Origin of the sequence: Agrobacterium sp. CFBP 3001 (assembly GCF_027871605.1) — a bacterium.
Lineage (GTDB): Bacteria > Pseudomonadota > Alphaproteobacteria > Rhizobiales > Rhizobiaceae > Agrobacterium > Agrobacterium leguminum.
The window spans coordinates 723,057-738,180 of sequence record NZ_JAQAHD010000001.1; the positions used below are offsets into that span (position 1 = coordinate 723,057).

Annotated in this window: 15 protein-coding genes; 8 read left to right on the plus strand and 7 right to left on the minus strand. The window is 61.3% G+C overall.

What is annotated here, in order from left to right:
• Window positions 1–110: 110 nt before the first annotated feature.
• The 3 genes from PH605_RS03555 to PH605_RS03565 all read left to right on the plus strand — a co-directional run bounded on the left by PH605_RS03555 (window position 111) and on the right by PH605_RS03565 (window position 3,891).
• Complete coding sequence (locus tag PH605_RS03555; protein WP_161987642.1) at window positions 111–1,127, plus strand: ligase-associated DNA damage response exonuclease; 1,017 nt, start codon at window positions 111–113, stop codon at window positions 1,125–1,127.
• 1 nt (window position 1,128) lies between these two features.
• Window positions 1,129–2,754 (plus strand): cisplatin damage response ATP-dependent DNA ligase, encoded by a 1,626-nt coding sequence (locus PH605_RS03560; protein WP_142843911.1) that lies wholly within the window; start codon window positions 1,129–1,131, stop codon window positions 2,752–2,754.
• Window positions 2,755–2,925: 171 nt separating this feature from the next.
• The gene (locus tag PH605_RS03565) at window positions 2,926–3,891 is read left to right on the plus strand and encodes an alpha/beta hydrolase family protein (RefSeq protein ID WP_142843910.1); all 966 of its coding nucleotides are present in this window, start codon (window positions 2,926–2,928) and stop codon (window positions 3,889–3,891) included.
• 85 nt (window positions 3,892–3,976) lie between these two features.
• Here PH605_RS03565 and PH605_RS03570 read toward each other — a convergent pair whose 3' ends face one another.
• On the minus strand, window positions 3,977–4,759 hold the full coding sequence (locus tag PH605_RS03570) for a glycosyltransferase family 32 protein (protein ID WP_161987640.1): 783 nt from the start codon (window positions 4,757–4,759) through the stop codon (window positions 3,977–3,979).
• A gap of 153 nt (window positions 4,760–4,912) precedes the next feature.
• The gene (locus PH605_RS03575; RefSeq protein WP_142843908.1) at window positions 4,913–7,654 is read right to left on the minus strand and encodes a heavy metal translocating P-type ATPase; all 2,742 of its coding nucleotides are present in this window, start codon (window positions 7,652–7,654) and stop codon (window positions 4,913–4,915) included.
• A gap of 167 nt (window positions 7,655–7,821) precedes the next feature.
• Between PH605_RS03575 and PH605_RS03580 the strand changes: the two genes are divergently transcribed.
• Window positions 7,822–8,730, plus strand: a complete 909-nt coding sequence (locus PH605_RS03580) for a L,D-transpeptidase (RefSeq protein WP_078051114.1) — start codon at window positions 7,822–7,824, stop codon at window positions 8,728–8,730.
• 155 nt (window positions 8,731–8,885) lie between these two features.
• Complete coding sequence (locus PH605_RS03585; protein WP_065654265.1) at window positions 8,886–9,611, plus strand: L,D-transpeptidase; 726 nt, start codon at window positions 8,886–8,888, stop codon at window positions 9,609–9,611.
• 235 nt (window positions 9,612–9,846) lie between these two features.
• Here PH605_RS03585 and PH605_RS03590 read toward each other — a convergent pair whose 3' ends face one another.
• On the minus strand, window positions 9,847–10,305 hold the full coding sequence (locus PH605_RS03590; protein ID WP_078051112.1) for a MarR family winged helix-turn-helix transcriptional regulator: 459 nt from the start codon (window positions 10,303–10,305) through the stop codon (window positions 9,847–9,849).
• Between the two features lie 192 nt (window positions 10,306–10,497).
• On the opposite strand from PH605_RS03590, the gene PH605_RS03595 reads away from it, so the two are divergent.
• The 3 genes from PH605_RS03595 (at window position 10,498) to PH605_RS03605 (ending at window position 12,132) form a co-directional block, all read left to right on the plus strand.
• Entirely contained in the window at window positions 10,498–10,920 is a 423-nt protein-coding gene (locus tag PH605_RS03595) for an organic hydroperoxide resistance protein (RefSeq protein ID WP_003509379.1), read from the plus strand.
• A gap of 107 nt (window positions 10,921–11,027) precedes the next feature.
• A complete protein-coding gene (locus tag PH605_RS03600) occupies window positions 11,028–11,411 on the plus strand; it encodes an MbcA/ParS/Xre antitoxin family protein (protein ID WP_142843907.1) in 384 nt (127 codons plus the stop codon).
• Window positions 11,371–12,132: an RES family NAD+ phosphorylase gene (locus PH605_RS03605; protein WP_161987638.1), complete on the plus strand. Its 762-nt coding sequence runs from the start codon at window positions 11,371–11,373 to the stop codon at window positions 12,130–12,132. Before PH605_RS03600 ends, PH605_RS03605 begins: the two co-directional genes overlap by 41 nt.
• Before the next feature lie 23 nt (window positions 12,133–12,155).
• On the opposite strand, the gene PH605_RS03610 is transcribed toward PH605_RS03605, so the two are convergent.
• The 4 genes from PH605_RS03610 to PH605_RS03625 form a co-directional block, all read right to left on the minus strand.
• Window positions 12,156–13,667 (minus strand): ABC-F family ATP-binding cassette domain-containing protein, encoded by a 1,512-nt coding sequence (locus tag PH605_RS03610; protein ID WP_142843906.1) that lies wholly within the window; start codon window positions 13,665–13,667, stop codon window positions 12,156–12,158.
• Between the two features lie 159 nt (window positions 13,668–13,826).
• The gene (locus PH605_RS03615) at window positions 13,827–14,090 is read right to left on the minus strand and encodes a hypothetical protein (protein WP_142843905.1); all 264 of its coding nucleotides are present in this window, start codon (window positions 14,088–14,090) and stop codon (window positions 13,827–13,829) included.
• The gene (locus tag PH605_RS03620; protein WP_003522234.1) at window positions 14,053–14,475 is read right to left on the minus strand and encodes a YciI family protein; all 423 of its coding nucleotides are present in this window, start codon (window positions 14,473–14,475) and stop codon (window positions 14,053–14,055) included. Before PH605_RS03620 ends, PH605_RS03615 begins: the two co-directional genes overlap by 38 nt.
• Window positions 14,476–14,577: 102 nt before the next feature.
• Window positions 14,578–15,024, minus strand: a complete 447-nt coding sequence (locus PH605_RS03625) for a MarR family winged helix-turn-helix transcriptional regulator (RefSeq protein WP_003522235.1) — start codon at window positions 15,022–15,024, stop codon at window positions 14,578–14,580.
• Window positions 15,025–15,124 lie beyond the last annotated feature (100 nt).

Here is a 15,124-nt window from a genome sequence, read left to right on the forward strand (position 1 = left end):
CCGGAATGACGGGAGATGCATACAAAACAAAAACACCGCCGCTGGAAATTTAACGCCCGTTCCGCGTTATGCTCGCAGCACTTTACATTCGCGCGGGCGGCCCTATCTCAATGAATATGAAGCCGGAACAGCTCCTGAATTCCACGCCCAAGGGCCTCTATTGTCCGGCGGGCGATTTTTATATCGATCCCGTGCGCCCGGTGGCGCGGGCGCTCATCACCCATGGCCATTCCGATCACGCCCGCGCCGGCCATGGCGCGGTGCTGGCCACGCGCCAGACGCTGGATATCATGCGTATCCGTTACGGTGAGGATTTCTGCGGCAGCGAGCAGGCGGTGGCATTCGGCGAGACGGTGGAGGTGAACGGCGTCACCGCCGGTTTCCATCCCGCCGGCCATGTGCTGGGTTCGGCGCAAATCTCGGTGGAAATGAACGGCCTGCGCATCGTCGCATCGGGCGATTACAAGCGCGGCGTCGATCCCACCTGCGCACCCTTCGAGATCGTTCCCTGCGATGTCTTCATCACCGAGGCCACCTTCGGCCTGCCGGTGTTTCACCATCCGCTGCCGCGCGTGGAAATCGGCAAGCTGCTCACCTCCATCAAACAGTTTCCCGAGCGGACGCACCTTGTCGGCGCCTATTCGCTGGGCAAGGCGCAGCGCGTCATCCGGCTTTTGCGGGACAACGGTTATTCCGATCCCATTTATATTCACGGCGCGCTGGCGCGGCTTTGCGATTATTACGTCTCGCAGGGCATCGATCTCGGCGATCTGCGCCCGGCAACACTCGAAAAAAGCGATCCTTCCGCCTTCAAGGGCGCCATCGTCGTCGGCCCGCCCTCGGCTTTTCAGGAACGCTGGGCGCGGCGCTTCAACGAACCGCTCATCGCTTTCGCCTCCGGCTGGATGATGGTGCGGCAGCGCGCCAAACAAGGCGGTGTGGAGCTGCCGCTGGTGATATCAGACCATTGCGACTGGCCGGAACTTCTGGAGACGATCAGGGAAATTTCCCCGCAGGCCGTCTGGGTCACCCATGGCCGTGAGGAGGCGCTGGTGCGCTGGTGCGAGTTGCAGGGCATTGCCGCCAAGCCGCTGCATCTTGTCGGTTACGAGGATGAGGGGGATTGAGATGAAAGCCTTCGCCACGCTGCTCGACCGCCTCGTTCTCACCCCTTCGCGCAACGGCAAACTGAAGCTGCTGACCGATTATTTCCGCGATACGCCCGATCCAGACCGAGGCTACGGGCTGGCGGCGATTGCCGGCACGCTGGACCTCAAAAGCGTCAAACCGGCCCTGCTGCGCGAATTGGTCTTGGAGCGGATGGATGAGGTTCTGTTCCGCTATTCCTATGATTATGTTGGCGATCTGGCCGAGACCATTTCGCTGGTCTGGGGCAATATTGGCGGCGCGGATGATGCAGAGGCCCAGGACCCGCGCCTCGGCGACGTCGTGACACTGATGAATTCACTCGGCCGCACGGAGGTGCGCGGCGCAGTGCGCGATCTTCTCGACCGGCTCGATACATCCTCGCGTTTCGCTTTTCTCAAACTCGCCACCGGCAGCCTGCGCATCGGCGTTTCGGCGCGGCTGGCACGGCAGGCGCTGGCCGATTTCGCCGGGAAAGACATCACCGAAATCGAGACCCTCTGGCACGGGCTGACGCCGCCCTATACGCCGCTTTTCGCCTGGCTTGAGGGCAAGTCTGATCGTCCGGTACTGGCGACGCCCGCCATCTTCCACTCGGTGATGCTGGCAACGCCGGTGGCGGATGGCGACCTCGATGCGCTGGACCCGGCCGATTACGCCGCCGAATGGAAGTGGGACGGCATTCGCGTGCAATTGTCCCGCGCAGGCGCCACGCGAAAACTCTACTCCCGCTCCGGCGACGATATTTCCGGCGCCTTTCCCGATGTTCTGGAGGCGATCGATTTCGAAGGCGTGATGGACGGCGAATTGCTGATCGGCGGCACAGCGCGCTCCAACAATCTCACCCGTACCTTTTCCGACCTTCAGCAGCGGCTGAACCGCAAGTCTGTGACAGCGAAGATGCTGGATGACTATCCCGCCTTCATCCGCGCCTATGACCTGCTGTTCGAGGGCGAGAGCGATATTCGCGCCGAAAGCTACATGGAGCGCCGCGGCCGCCTGTCGGATATTATCGAGCACGCGCCGCATGATCGTTTCGACCTCTCGCCGCTGATCGGCTTTTCCAGCTGGCAGGAACTCGACACGCTGCGCGCCGCCCCTCCCGATCCGGTGATCGAGGGTGTGATGATCAAGCGCCGCGACAGCGCCTATCAGGCCGGCCGCGCCAAGGGGCCGTGGTTCAAATGGAAACGCGATCCCTATAATATCGACGCCGTGATGATGTATGCGCAGCGCGGCCACGGCAAAAGGTCGAGCTATTATTCCGATTTCACCTTCGGCGTCTGGGCGGAAGGTGAGGATGGCGAACAGCTCGTGCCCGTCGGAAAGGCCTATTTCGGCTTCACCGATGCGGAGCTGGAGGTGCTGGACAAGTTCGTGCGCGACAACACGGTCGAGCGTTTCGGCCCGGTGCGGGCGGTGCGCGCCACACCGGATTTCGGCTTCGTGCTGGAGGTGGCCTTCGAGGGCATCAACCGTTCCACCCGCCACAAATCCGGCGTTGCCATGCGCTTTCCGCGCATTGCGCGGCTGCGTGCTGACAAGCTGCCGGCGGAGGCGGACAGGCTTTCGACGCTGGTGGCGATGATCGATGGCGTGGAAGTGTAGGGTGCCTTGGCCGCCCCTCATCCTTCGTGGCAGGCACGGAAACGGAGAAGACGCTGTCCAGAAATTGCCATGATGGCTGCGAATACATTGTTGTCATTCGCGAATCCGTGATTGGACAGCCTCCCGCCGCAGTGTTGAACTGCTGTTACAACCATCCCTTCAGGTGACCATATGGCAAACAAACGCTTTCTTTCCTCAGCCTTCGGACAGGAAGAGAGCGGCACCGTCTTGCCGAGCCTGACCCGGCGAAGCCTTCTGGCCGGCGCCATGGGGCTGTCGGCGGCCGCATTTTTACCACCCCGTGCGAAAGCGGGCATTGCCGCGCCCGAGGTGTTGCCGCTGGAGCGGCAGGATTATGCGGAGGCGCGCAAACGGTTCCACACCCATCTCTTGCGAAAAATGGCTGCGCCGGAAAAATCCTCGGCGCTCGGCACGCCGCCCGGGGCGGAACGGGTCACCTATCCCGGCGGGCCGGATGGCTCCATCGAACTTGTCGCTTGGCTCTCCCATTACCAGCCGTCAAAAACGCTGAAGCCCGCCGTACTTTTTCTTCATGGCGGCAACGCCACCGGAGACGGCCATTGGGCGCTGATGAAGCCCTATTGGGAAGCGGGCTATGTCGTGCTTCTGCCGTCCTTCCGCGGTGAAAACGGCCAAAGCGGCAATTATTCCGGTTTCTACGACGAAACGGCGGATGCGCTGGCGGCGGCCACCTATCTGGAAAACCTTCCCGGTATCGACAGAAACCGCTTCTTCATCGCCGGCCATTCCAATGGCGGCACGCTGACGCTTCTGGCCGCCATGAGCCGCAGGTTCCGCGCCGCAGCACCCATCTCCGCCGGCGTCAATTCCTGGCGTTATTTCAACCGCTATAGCGACGAGATCTGTTTCGACGAGACCGACGAGCGCGAATTCATCATGCGCTCCTCCGTCTGTTTCGGCCCCAGCCTCAAATGTCCGGCGCTGCTTCTACGCGGCACGGAGGAGCGGCCTTTCGATGCCGATCACCAGCTTTTCGTGGATCGCGCCCTGACATCCGGCTTCAAGGTCGACAGGAAGCTGTTGCCCGGCACCCATAACGGCGTGGTGCCGCATGCGGTCGAGGAAAGCATCCGCCTTTTCAACGCCTTTGTTTGAAATGCGAACTGTGCCGCTGTTTAGGAACGTCTGAGGTTCAGGAGCACGTCCGGTAAAACCGCTTCGCACGTTTGCCGCAGATGCCCTAGTTCTTGACGATGGACGTCTTTGCCTGCTCCGCCCACCATGCGCCGTCTTTTTTGTCGGCATATTGGGCGCGCTTATTGGTGAACTGCCCCTGGGTGCACATTTCGCGGTAATTGCGGACCGGCAGGCCGAGCTCCTTGACGACGGCATGCACCACCGTCGGGCCGGTCATGTCATAGACGCTGGCGAGCGTTCCATCTTCGATATTCTGGGAAATACGGTCGGCCATCAGCCTGAGCGCCGGGTGGCCGGGCCTGGAGGCCATGAAGTAATTCGTGATCTCGCCGCTTTTCATGGCGATGAAAACGGCCTCTTCCTGCGAGCCGATCACATCCTCGGGGCGGGCCGCAAAATTGGAATCGATATCGAGATAGATGCCGCCTTCCTGCAGAAGCACCAGAATACGCCAGAAATCCGCCTTGGCGGCGCCCACCTGCAGGCGACGGAAGGCGTCGGCGTAACGTCCGGGAAAATGCCGGTCGATATAGGTCTGGCACGCCTCGTCATCATGGTAGCGATATTCGAATTCCGGCGTCAGCCAACGGTTGAACAGGAAATTCGCATAGATCGGCGTCGTTACCCGGTTGGAGTAATTCGTCTGCCAGATGATGCGGGGAATGGCCTTTTCCGATTTCGGGCTGCGTCTGGCTGGCTGATATTGCGGAAGCGTTTTTCTTCTGCCGGGCCGGATGAACAAATCGATGGAAAAGATGACCTTGGCGATGTTTCCACCGATCTTGATCGCGCGGTACGCGATGCGGTTATAGCCATGCTTTGCCAAGTTCAGCGCTCCTGCGCGTGGAATCGATTGTCACGCACGTGGAAACGGCGGTACGCGGTATTTATTGGACGCAATTAGTTTGTCAATATGCCGTAAATGAGACGGCCGGGCCTCGATTGACGAGACCCGGCCGTCTTGCATGCGAATGGAATGTCAGCCCTTGTTGCGGTTGAAATAGCCGAGCAGCCGCATGGCATTGGCGGTCACCAGAACCGTCGCGCCGGTATCGGCGAAAACGGCGAGCCACAGGCCCGAAACGCCGGTGACGGTGGTGACAAGGAAGACCGCCTTCAGGCCGAGCGCGATGGTCACGTTCTGGCGGATATTGCTCATGGTGGCGCGCGACAGGCCGATCAGGCGGGCGGCGTCGCCGACATTGTTGCGCATCAGCGCCGCATCCGCCGCTTCCATCGCAACATCGGTTCCGGAACCGATGGCGACGCCGACGCTGGCCGCCGCAAGGGCCGGCGCATCGTTGATGCCATCGCCCACCATCACCACGGTCTTCTTTTCGGCAAGCTTGCGGATTTCCTCGACCTTGTTCTGCGGCAGCAGTTCACCGCGCGCTTCAAGGCCCAGCTTGTTGCCGATGGCGCGCGCCGTGCGGGCATTGTCACCCGACAGCATCAGCGAGGAAATGCCCATTTCCTTCAGCGCTTTCACGCCTTCGGCCGCGTCCTTGCGCGGCTCGTCGCGCATGGCGAAAAGACCGCTTGCCGCGCCGCCGGTCATCACGACCGCCACCGTCTTGCCTTCGCTTTCCAGCGCGGAAATACGGTCGGCAAGATCCTTCGAGAGGGTGCCGACCTCCGTCGCAAAACGCGGTGCGCCGATGAACAGGTCTTTCCCGCCGACATTGCCCTGCATGCCGCGACCGGAAATCGCCTTGATGTTGGAGCCGGGCAGGGGCTTCACGCCCAGCTTTTCGGCATGATTGACGATGGCGCGGGCGAGCGGATGGCTCGATTCGTGCTCGATGGTTGCGGCCTGCGCAATCAGCTCTGCGTCGTTGCCGTCAAGCGCCACCACGTCGGTCACGACAGGTTCGCCGAGCGTCAGCGTGCCGGTCTTGTCGAAGGCGACGGTTTCGGTGCGCGCCAGCATTTCGATGACCGCGCCGCCCTTCACCAGCATGCCGTGGCGTGCCGCGGCCGAAAGGCTGGAGGCGATGGCCGCGGGAACCGAAATGACCAGCGCGCAGGGGCAACCGATCAGCAGCAGGGCGAGACCGCGATAAATCCACGTATCCCAGTCGCCGAGGCCGACAAGCGGCGGCACGATGATGGTGAGCACCGAGATCGCCACGATCAGCGGCATGTAATAGCGCGAGAAGCTCTGGATGAAACGCTCGGTCGGCGCACGCGCATCCTGCGCTTCCTCGACGAGCGTGATGATGCGGGCAATGGTGTTGTCTTCCGGCGCGCGGTCGACGCGGATGCGTAGCGAGCCGTCATGGTTGATCGAGCCGGCAAAGACGCGTGCGCCTTTTTCCTTGGCGACGGGAATACTCTCGCCGGTCATCGGCGATTCGTCGACGCTGGACTGGCCTTCCATGACAACGCCATCGGCGGCGATGCGGTCGCCGGGACGCGCCACGACCACCTGGCCGATGCGCACCTGATCGGCCGCGACCTGCCGCAGCGCGCCGTTTTCCTCCACCAGCGCCGTTTTCGGCAGCAGCGAACCGAGCGCCTTGATGCCCGAGCGGGCGCGGGCGGCGGCGAAACCTTCCAGCAATTCGCCAACGGAGAAGAGGAGCACGACGATGGCCGCCTCTTCCGCCTCGCCGATGATGATCGCGCCGATGGCGGCAATCGTCATCAGCATTTCGATGGTGAAGACCGCGCCGAAACGGGCGGCGTTGAAGGCGTTCTTCGCGATCGGGAAAAGCGTGACCAGCGTGGCGATGATAAAGGCGTAACCGCCCCATGCCGGGAAGCTCAGTTCCGCCGCATAGGCGATGGCGACCAGAACGGTGCCGGTGAAGGTGTTGCGCGCCTTTGCGGTGCGCCACCAAGCGCCTTTTTCATCCGCACCATGGGCGTGTCCTACTTCCCCGCTCTGCACTGCAGCCGCCGGAGCGGAACCATGCGAATGGCCCGCATGGTCGTGGCCCGAATGATCGTGACCAGAATGGTCATGCTTGGAGTGGTCATGATCATGCCCGCCGCAGGACGCGTGATCGTGCGCGGAATGGTCATGATCTGAATGGTCATGATCTGAATGGTCATGGTCGTGGTGATGGCCGCTGCATGATCCGTGGTCATGATCGTGATTGTGATCTGCGGCTTTTTCTCGCGCGGTCTTTTCCTGCGGCAGCAGGGCCGGCTTGAAACCGAGCTTGCGCAGCGTGTCCTCGATTTTTTCGACCGGGGTTTTGCTCTCGGCCAGCGAAAGGTTCAGCCTTTCGCGCGCAACGGAAACCTTGACGTCGGCAACGCCGGGCAGGCGGGAGAGCGCGGTCTCGATCTTGGCCGCGCAGCTGCCGCAATCCATGCCGCCGACCGAAAAGGTCAGCGCATTGCTGCTGTCGGCGCTCGCTCCGGTATCGGCATGGTGGCCGCCGCAGGACGAATGATCGTGGTCATCATGGCCGTGGCCGTGATGATCCGCTTCGACTTTTACGCGGGAGACTTTCTCCTGTGGCAGCAAAGCGGGTTTGAATCCGAGCTTGCGCAGCGTGTCTTCGATTTTTTCGACCGAGGTTTTGCTTTCGGCCAGCGAAAGGTTCAGCCTTTCGCGTGCAACGGAAACCTTGACGTCGGCAACGCCCGGCAGGCGGGAAAGCGCGGTTTCGATTTTCGCCGCGCAGCTGCCGCAATCCATGCCGCCAACGGAGAAGGTCAGTGGCTCCCCGTCTTTGCCCTTGATGTTTATGCCTGTCGAAATATTCATGGTTTCCGCTCCTGAATTCCAGTCGACAGCCAATCTGGCACCTCTAGCAACTAGAGCTTCAAGAGCAAAAATGCGGTTTTTCGATTTTTTTTGAAAAACTGACGCCAGCCTCGCGCCAGCCGCGCGGTCCATCATGCCGGCAGATTGGATTCCATGAAGCGGTTCAGATGATAGCACTCCTTTTGAAAAACGGTCGCCGGGCGGCCTCTCTGGCGGGGCTTGCCCTGCTGCCTCTCATGAGCGGCTGCCTTTTCGTGACGGATACGACCCGGATGGACCCGGATGTTTTCGTCAGGGAAACGGCGCCGGTATTCAATTTCAACTCCGTCAGCTCCAATCGCCAGCCGGAACTGCCGCCGCAGCCGGGCCAGCTTTCGACGCGCCCGCCGGATCTGTTCAGAACCCGCTTCCATCAGGAATACGGTCCGCCGGTGCGCGGGCAGGGGCTGCAAGCCCCGCAGGTGCAGGGTTCTAACGCGCAGCAGCCGCAGGGCCAGACGATGGCCTATGGCCTGCCTGTCTCCAATCCGCTGCACCGGGTCATGTATGGCCCGATCCGCGATGAGGACCGCTCGCTGCCGGCCATTCCCTATGGCCGCATCGATCCGCGTTATCTCAGGCAGGAAGTCAGCTACCAGACGGCGGAAGCCCCCGGCACGATTATCGTCGATACCAGACAGCATTTTCTCTATCTCGTGCAATCCGGCGGCAAGGCGATCCGTTACGGCGTTGGGCTGGGGCGCGACGGTTATGCCTGGTCGGGCCGCGGCAAGATCCAGTGGAAGGCGAAATGGCCGCGCTGGACGCCGCCCGATGAAATGGTCAAGCGCCAGCCGGAGCTCGCCTCCATCTCCGCCGCCAATGGCGGCATGACGCCCGGTCTCAACAACCCGCTCGGGGCGCGTGCCCTTTATATCTTCAAGGATGGCAAGGACACGCTTTACCGCGTGCATGGCACGCCGGACTGGCAATCCGTCGGCAAGGCGACGTCCTCCGGCTGCGTGCGCATGCTCAATCAGGATGTGATCGATCTCTACGAGCGTGTGCCGCAGGGGGCGCAGATTGTGGTTATCTGAACACGTTCTAAAAGAAAGAGATATTGGACCCATTCCGCCAGCGCCTTGTGACTGGCTTTTAGCGGTCGGTTAACTATTTTCGCAATACGCATGAAACGGAACAAATGACGTACAACGGCGATATAGCCGTTCGAAATGTGGGACAAACCGGCCTTATGACAAGCACCGACACAGATCTTTCCAGACGCACCTTCCTTTCCCTTCTCGGCATCTCCTCCGCTTCGCTTCTCGCAGGCTGCGCCTCGTCGGGCACGGGAGACGCCATTCGCCAGCAGGCGAGCGCCATCGGCAGCGATTTCCGGCAGATGTTCTCGCCGGGCGTCAGCGATGCGGAACTGGCCGTCATGTACGGCTCGGTTGAGGATGGCGGTTACGTCATTCCCGCCGTCCCCTATCAGAAAATCGACCGCCGTTATTACCGCCAGCGGGTTGTCGACCCGACCGGCGAACGTCCCGGCACCGTGGTTGTGGATACGCGCTCGCGCTTCCTTTATGTGGTGGAGCAGGGCGGCAGCGCCATGCGTTATGGCGTCGGCATCGGCCGCGAAGGTTTCGCCTGGTCGGGCGAGGGCGTCATCCAGTGGCGTCAGAAGTGGCCGAAATGGACCCCGCCGGACGAAATGGTCGCCCGCCAGCCGGAGCTGGTCAAATATTCCTCCAAGAACGGCGGCATGCCGCCGGGCCTGAAGAACCCGCTCGGCGCCCGCGCCCTTTATATCTTCCAGAACGGCAAGGACACGCTCTACCGCCTGCACGGTTCGCCGGAATGGAACTCCATCGGCAAGGCCGTCTCCTCCGGCTGCGTGCGCCTGATGAACCAGGACGTCATCGATCTTTACGACCGCGTGCCGCAGAAGGCGCGTGTGGTGGTCTGGCAGTAAGCCGGACTTCCCTTGCATAAGAAGGCGGCCTCTGGGGCCGCCTGGTATTGCTCCCGGTGGCGAAACGATGGGCGAAAATGTCTCATCCGCACACCGTCACCCCGGACCTGATCCGGGGTCCAGCGCGATCAAGTCCTTGATCGCAAAAGACTCTTTCACGGCGCAGACGCGCCGTGGCTGGATGCCGGATCCAGTCCGGCATGACGTGGAAATGTTGCGCCCTGTTTTTTCGAGATCACTGACGGCTGAGATTGTCCTTCAGCGCATTCACCCGGTCACGAATCTGCACCAGCTCTTCCAGCCCGCAGCCGGTGGCGCTGCCGATTGCCGCCATGATCTTCACGCCCTCTTTTTTGAGGTTCGCGCCCTTCGGCGTCAGAGCCACCAGCACCTGCCGCTCATCCACCGTGCCGCGCTTGCGGGTGATCAGCCCCGCATGTTCTAGCCTTTTCAGCAGCGGCGACAGCGTGCCCGAATCGAGGCCCAGCATTTCGCCGAGCGCCTTGACGGTGGATGTCTCTTTTTCCCATAGCGCCATCATGACGAGATATTGCGGATAGGTCAGCCCGATGGGGTCGAGCAGCGGCTTATAGGCGCGCGTGAAGGCGTGTGCCGCGCCATAAAGGGCAAAACATATCTGCTGGTCCAGCCTCAACAGGCTTTCCATCTTCTTCTCGTCGCCCTCTGCGTCCATTTTCCTGCTCCAAAATCAACCGGGAAGGGAACAATCAGCCCCCGCTTTCGGTTCCTGCCGCATGGATGCGCGGCGAAATTTCGTGAAAATTATCGCAAAAAACAAAATTTCATTCAATGCGCAAAACTATATTGCGCACAATTTAATTTTGCGTTATAAGATGCCCAACACCAACCCGAAGGAGTAAATGTCATGCCCATTCTCTACACGACCAAAGCATCCGCCACCGGTGGCCGCGCCGGCAACGCCAAGTCGGAAGACGGCGTTCTCGACGTGACGCTGACCGTTCCGAAGGAGCTGGGCGGCGATGGCGCCCGTGGCACCAATCCGGAACAGCTTTTCGCAGCCGGTTATTCCGCCTGCTTCCTGGGCGCGCTGAAATTCGTTGCCGGCAAGGAAAAGGTAAAGATTCCTGAAGACACGACTGTGACGGCAACCGTCGGCATCGGCCCACGCGAAGACGGCGGCGGCTTCGGCATCGAAGTGTCGCTGAAGGCCAATATTCCGGGCGTTGAGCGCGAAGTCGCCGAAAAGCTGGTTGCCGCCGCTCACATCGTTTGCCCGTACAGCCACGCCATGCGCACCTCCACGGAAGTGCCGGTCTCAGTGGCCTGATCGAATTCGTGTAATTATCTATCTGAACAATGGGGCCGGGTTCATCCCGGCCTTCTTGTTTTCAGAAAGAAAAATGCTATATTCTTTCCAAGGAAAGGATATGCGCCATGAATATTCACGCCAAGAGCGCCATGGATACCGCCTCGCAGGGCAGGGTCGTCACCAAGGCCGTTATCGCCGCCGCCGAGCGGCTGGGCCTGAATGCCGCGCGCACGGCTGATATTCTCGGCGTTTCCGCCCCCACCGTGTCGCGCATGAAACGGCTCGATTTCCTGCTGGAGCCGGGCGCCAAATCCTTCGAGTTGGCGGTGCTGCTGATCCGGGTTTTCCGCTCGCTGGATGCGATTGCCGGCGGCGATGAGGCCGTGGCGAAAAACTGGCTGCGCAATCACAATGTTGCGCTGAACGCCGTGCCTGCCGACAAACTGACCACCATTACCGGATTGATCGATGTCCTCTCCTATCTGGACGCCCGACGCGCTCCTGTCTGAAAAACGCGCCGTATCGGGAAAATACTGGCGGCTGGTGGAAGCGCAGCATCAGGTCTCCACCATGAAACTGGTGGATACGGTGGAGGAGCAATCGCTGCTGGAAGATATTCTGGAGACGAGCAAGCGGCCGTTTCCGCCGGAATGCGCCGGTTTCGATTATCTTCTCGCCACGCCCTTCCGGTATGGAGCCGCCTATCCGCATGGTTCGCGCTTCCGCCGCGCGGGCTATACCGAAGGCGTTTATTACGCCGCCCAGAAGGTGGAGACGGCGCTCGCCGAAATGGCCTTTTACCGGCTGCTGTTTTATGCCGAATCGCCGGGCACGCCGCTGCCCGCCAATCCCGCCGACTATTCCGCCTTCGCCGCCCGTATCGCCACCGATGCGGCGCTCAACCTGACGAAACCGGAACTGAGCCGGGATGCTCACCTGTGGACCGATCTGCAGAATTACGAGCCATGCCAGGCGCTGGCCGATCAGGCGCGTCTGGCGAAGATCGAGGCTATCCTCTATCGCTCGGTACGCGACCCCGCCGGCGGCCTCAACATCGCTGTTCTGTCGCCGAAGGCTTTTGCCGCGAAGACGCCGGTGGAGCGGATGAGCTGGCGTATCCACCTGTCGAAAACGGGGGTGCAGGCGCTCTGCGAATTTCCGATGCGCAGAACGGGTTTTGCGGTTTTGGATTTCGCCAGCGATCCACGCCTCGCCAGCCTTTTGGGCTGACGGGCGTTTGCTTTTCAAGACCATCAGGCCGAGGCGAAAAACCCTTCCGGATCATCGACTTCCACCAGCCTGCGCTTTTCGATCAGCCAGAAGCGGGTTCCGACCGTCCGCACGAAACTCCTGTCGTGCGAGACAAGCACGCAGCTGGCCTCACGGCTGATGATTTCCGCCTCCAGCGCTTCCTGCCCCTCAATATCCAGGTGGTTGGTGGGCTCGTCCAGCAGGTAGAAATTCGGCTCCGCCAACCGCAGCGCCAGCATGGCAAGCCGCGCCTTCTGCCCGCCGGAAAGCGCGGCGATGCGGCGTTTCTGCATTTCCATGTTGATGCCCGCGCCCGCAAGCAGGCCATGGATGCGCTGGTCGCCAATATCGAAGCGGCGGGATAGCAGCGAAACGGGCGTGCTGTCGTCATCGATCTCGGCGAGCGACTGGTCGACATATCCGGCCACCAGCGAGGGCGTGGCCTTGATGCCGTCTATCTGGCCTGCGCCCGATACGGCCGCCTGCAGAAGCGACATCAGCCGTGTCTTGCCGACGCCGTTGCGGCCGAGAATGACGATGCGGTCCCCCTGACGGACAAATTGCCGGCCGGTGCGAAACAGCACTGTCGCGTCTGGCGTCGAGACCGGCACATCTTCCAGAGTGACCAGAACCCTGGCATGGGTGCCGCGATTGGCGAGCTGGATTTTGCCGGCGGATCGCTCGATATGGGCGGGCCGGGCCTTTTCCTCGATCTTTTCCGCCCGCTCACGCAATTGCTTGGTCTTGACGGTCAGAAGATCGCTGCCGGAATTGATGCCGATATTGTTCAGCTTGGCGGCCTGACGGCGCAATTGCTGGGCGGTTTTCATGTCGCGCTGGAAACGCCGCTCATCGGCGGCATCCTCTTCTTCCAGCACCGCCCGTGCGTGGCCATAGGGCAACCGGAACAGCGCCGAATTTTCCGGCCGCAGGAACAGCGTGCTCCTGGTGACATTGTCGAGAAAGGCGCGATCATGGCTGACGATGATGACAGCCGTATCGCGCGGCAATTCACCGAGCCAGTTTTCCAGCACATTGATCTTTTCGAGGTCGAGATGGTTGGTCGGCTCGTCGAGCAGCAGCACATCCGGCTCGGTGATCCACGCCCGCGCCAGCATGGCAAGCCTCTGCCAGCCGCCGCTCAATTCTTTCAGGCGGCGCTCCCGGAACGGCTCCGGCACCAGCATGGCGTCGAAAATAATGTCGGCGCGCCAGCTCTCGCTGTCGACCGTATCCGCCGGCAAGGCGGAAAGCACGGCGTCCCGCATCGTCCGTTCCATCAACGGGGCGGGCAGATGCTGGTGGACGATGGACTGCGTCAGTCCGCGCAGCCGGGTGATATCGCCGCTGGTTGGCTCCATGTCACCGGAAAGGCAATGGAGAAGGGTGGATTTGCCGCAGCCATTGGCGGCAACGATGCCGATGCGGTCTCCCGCATTCACCGTGAGGCTGAGACTGGAAAAAAGCGGCTTGCCCAGAATGATTCCGAGGTTTCGAAGCGTGATGATGGTCATGAAGTCGTCTCTGGCAAGACGGACCCGTTGACGAACCTTGGTCTGCCGCAGGCAGTACGGGGTTTCGGTTTGGGGTGATCCGTCGTGAAAACATGCGCAACGGCAGACAAGCTGCATTCTGCGCGGCCTTTTGGGCAAACCAGAGTGTTGGTGTTCCGGTCAGCCCTGCAAACGTGTCCGCAGGGCAAAAAGGTGGCAGAGCTGACGATTGCGCCAGAAGCAGGAAATATCCATGCGAAGCCTCCTTTCTTGAAACGGGTTGAACCGCTTCACCATTAACAGCGGCGGTTGTTCGAGGCAACGGCTTTTGCAATGGCAGGCGGTGGGGGAGAATGCGGCAAGCCCGCACTCTCCTGTTTTAATCCGGCGCTCGGCTGAGCGGCCTTTATTGCTTCGCGACACGCGCGCGCAGTTCTTCGACATGCGCGGCGATTTCCGGCGTTACGGCGTCGCCGAAGTCTTCCATTTCGAACATCGGGCGGATTTCGATTTCGCTGCGCTCCAGCATCGGGTTCGGGCAGCGTTTCACCCAGGCCACGGCCTCGTCCATGTCCTTCACAGTCCAGATCCAGAAGCCGGCGACCAGCTCGTTGGTGTGCGGGAAGGGGCCGTCGATCACCGTGCGGCTGTCGCCGTCGAACACAACCCTCTTGCCCTTGGAGGAGGGATGCAGGCCGTCGCCGGATTGCATGATGCCGGCATTGACCAGTTCCTCGTTGAATTTTCCCATCGCCTCGATCAGCTCGGTCGTGGGCATGACGCCGTCTTCGCTGCTTTTGGTGGCTTTTACAAAAACGATTGCACGCATGATCATTCCTCCTTGATTGCGCTTTCTTCGTAGTGTCGCTCCCCGGCACGACGGCCGGATGACATTGTCGCCGACAAAAGTGGCGCCATGCCGTCAATCCTGTCAGCCGAGGTCGATAAGGTCACGGCGCAGCCGGTCGGGGTCGCCGCTGCCGATGCGGGCTTCGATTTCGGCATGGGTCTGTTCCCAGATGGGAAAGGCGGCGGCGAGCACGGCCATGCCGTCCGCCGTCAGCCGCAGCCGCTTGCCGCGCTTGTCCTTCGGGTCCTGTTCGATGCTGACCAGCCCGCGCCGCTCCAGCGGCTTCAGCGCCGCCGTCAGCGTCGTGCGGTCCATGGCCAGAAGATTGGCGACCGGTCCCATCGGCGGCGGCTCCGGCCGGTTGAGCGACATCAGCAGCGAAAATTGTCCATTGGTGATCCCAACCGGCTTCAGCGCATTGTCGAACAACCGCGCCAATGCCCGTGCGGCGCGCTGCGCATGCAGGCACAGACAGGCATCCCGCACGAAAAGAGTTGTCGAAAAAGGAATCACGCTGGCGTTTGACATGGGATAAATATGTTGATATCAACCTAATTAGTCAAGCGGAACTTGATGTCCCCGCAGACTGTTTATTGACTTTCAGCACAGAAATAGCCGGCGCCCACCG

Excerpts from the sequence above, each read along its gene's own strand:
- PH605_RS03605 (WP_161987638.1), top strand. The coding sequence starts at position 11,371 with ATGTCCTCTCCTATCTGGACGCCCGACGCGCTCCTGTCTGAAAAACGC.
- PH605_RS03620 (WP_003522234.1), bottom strand. The coding sequence starts at position 14,475 with ATGCGTGCAATCGTTTTTGTAAAAGCCACCAAAAGCAGCGAAGACGGC.
- PH605_RS03615 (WP_142843905.1), bottom strand. The coding sequence starts at position 14,090 with ATGTCGAAGAACTGCGCGCGCGTGTCGCGAAGCAATAAAGGCCGCTCA.
- PH605_RS03610 (WP_142843906.1), bottom strand. The coding sequence starts at position 13,667 with ATGACCATCATCACGCTTCGAAACCTCGGAATCATTCTGGGCAAGCCG.
- PH605_RS03560 (WP_142843911.1), top strand. The coding sequence starts at position 1,129 with ATGAAAGCCTTCGCCACGCTGCTCGACCGCCTCGTTCTCACCCCTTCG.
- PH605_RS03600 (WP_142843907.1), top strand. The coding sequence starts at position 11,028 with ATGAATATTCACGCCAAGAGCGCCATGGATACCGCCTCGCAGGGCAGG.
- PH605_RS03585 (WP_065654265.1), top strand. The coding sequence starts at position 8,886 with ATGACAAGCACCGACACAGATCTTTCCAGACGCACCTTCCTTTCCCTT.
- PH605_RS03555 (WP_161987642.1), top strand. The coding sequence starts at position 111 with ATGAATATGAAGCCGGAACAGCTCCTGAATTCCACGCCCAAGGGCCTC.
- PH605_RS03590 (WP_078051112.1), bottom strand. The coding sequence starts at position 10,305 with ATGGACGCAGAGGGCGACGAGAAGAAGATGGAAAGCCTGTTGAGGCTG.
- PH605_RS03575 (WP_142843908.1), bottom strand. The coding sequence starts at position 7,654 with ATGAATATTTCGACAGGCATAAACATCAAGGGCAAAGACGGGGAGCCA.
- PH605_RS03625 (WP_003522235.1), bottom strand. The coding sequence starts at position 15,024 with ATGTCAAACGCCAGCGTGATTCCTTTTTCGACAACTCTTTTCGTGCGG.
- PH605_RS03565 (WP_142843910.1), top strand. The coding sequence starts at position 2,926 with ATGGCAAACAAACGCTTTCTTTCCTCAGCCTTCGGACAGGAAGAGAGC.
- PH605_RS03580 (WP_078051114.1), top strand. The coding sequence starts at position 7,822 with ATGATAGCACTCCTTTTGAAAAACGGTCGCCGGGCGGCCTCTCTGGCG.
- PH605_RS03595 (WP_003509379.1), top strand. The coding sequence starts at position 10,498 with ATGCCCATTCTCTACACGACCAAAGCATCCGCCACCGGTGGCCGCGCC.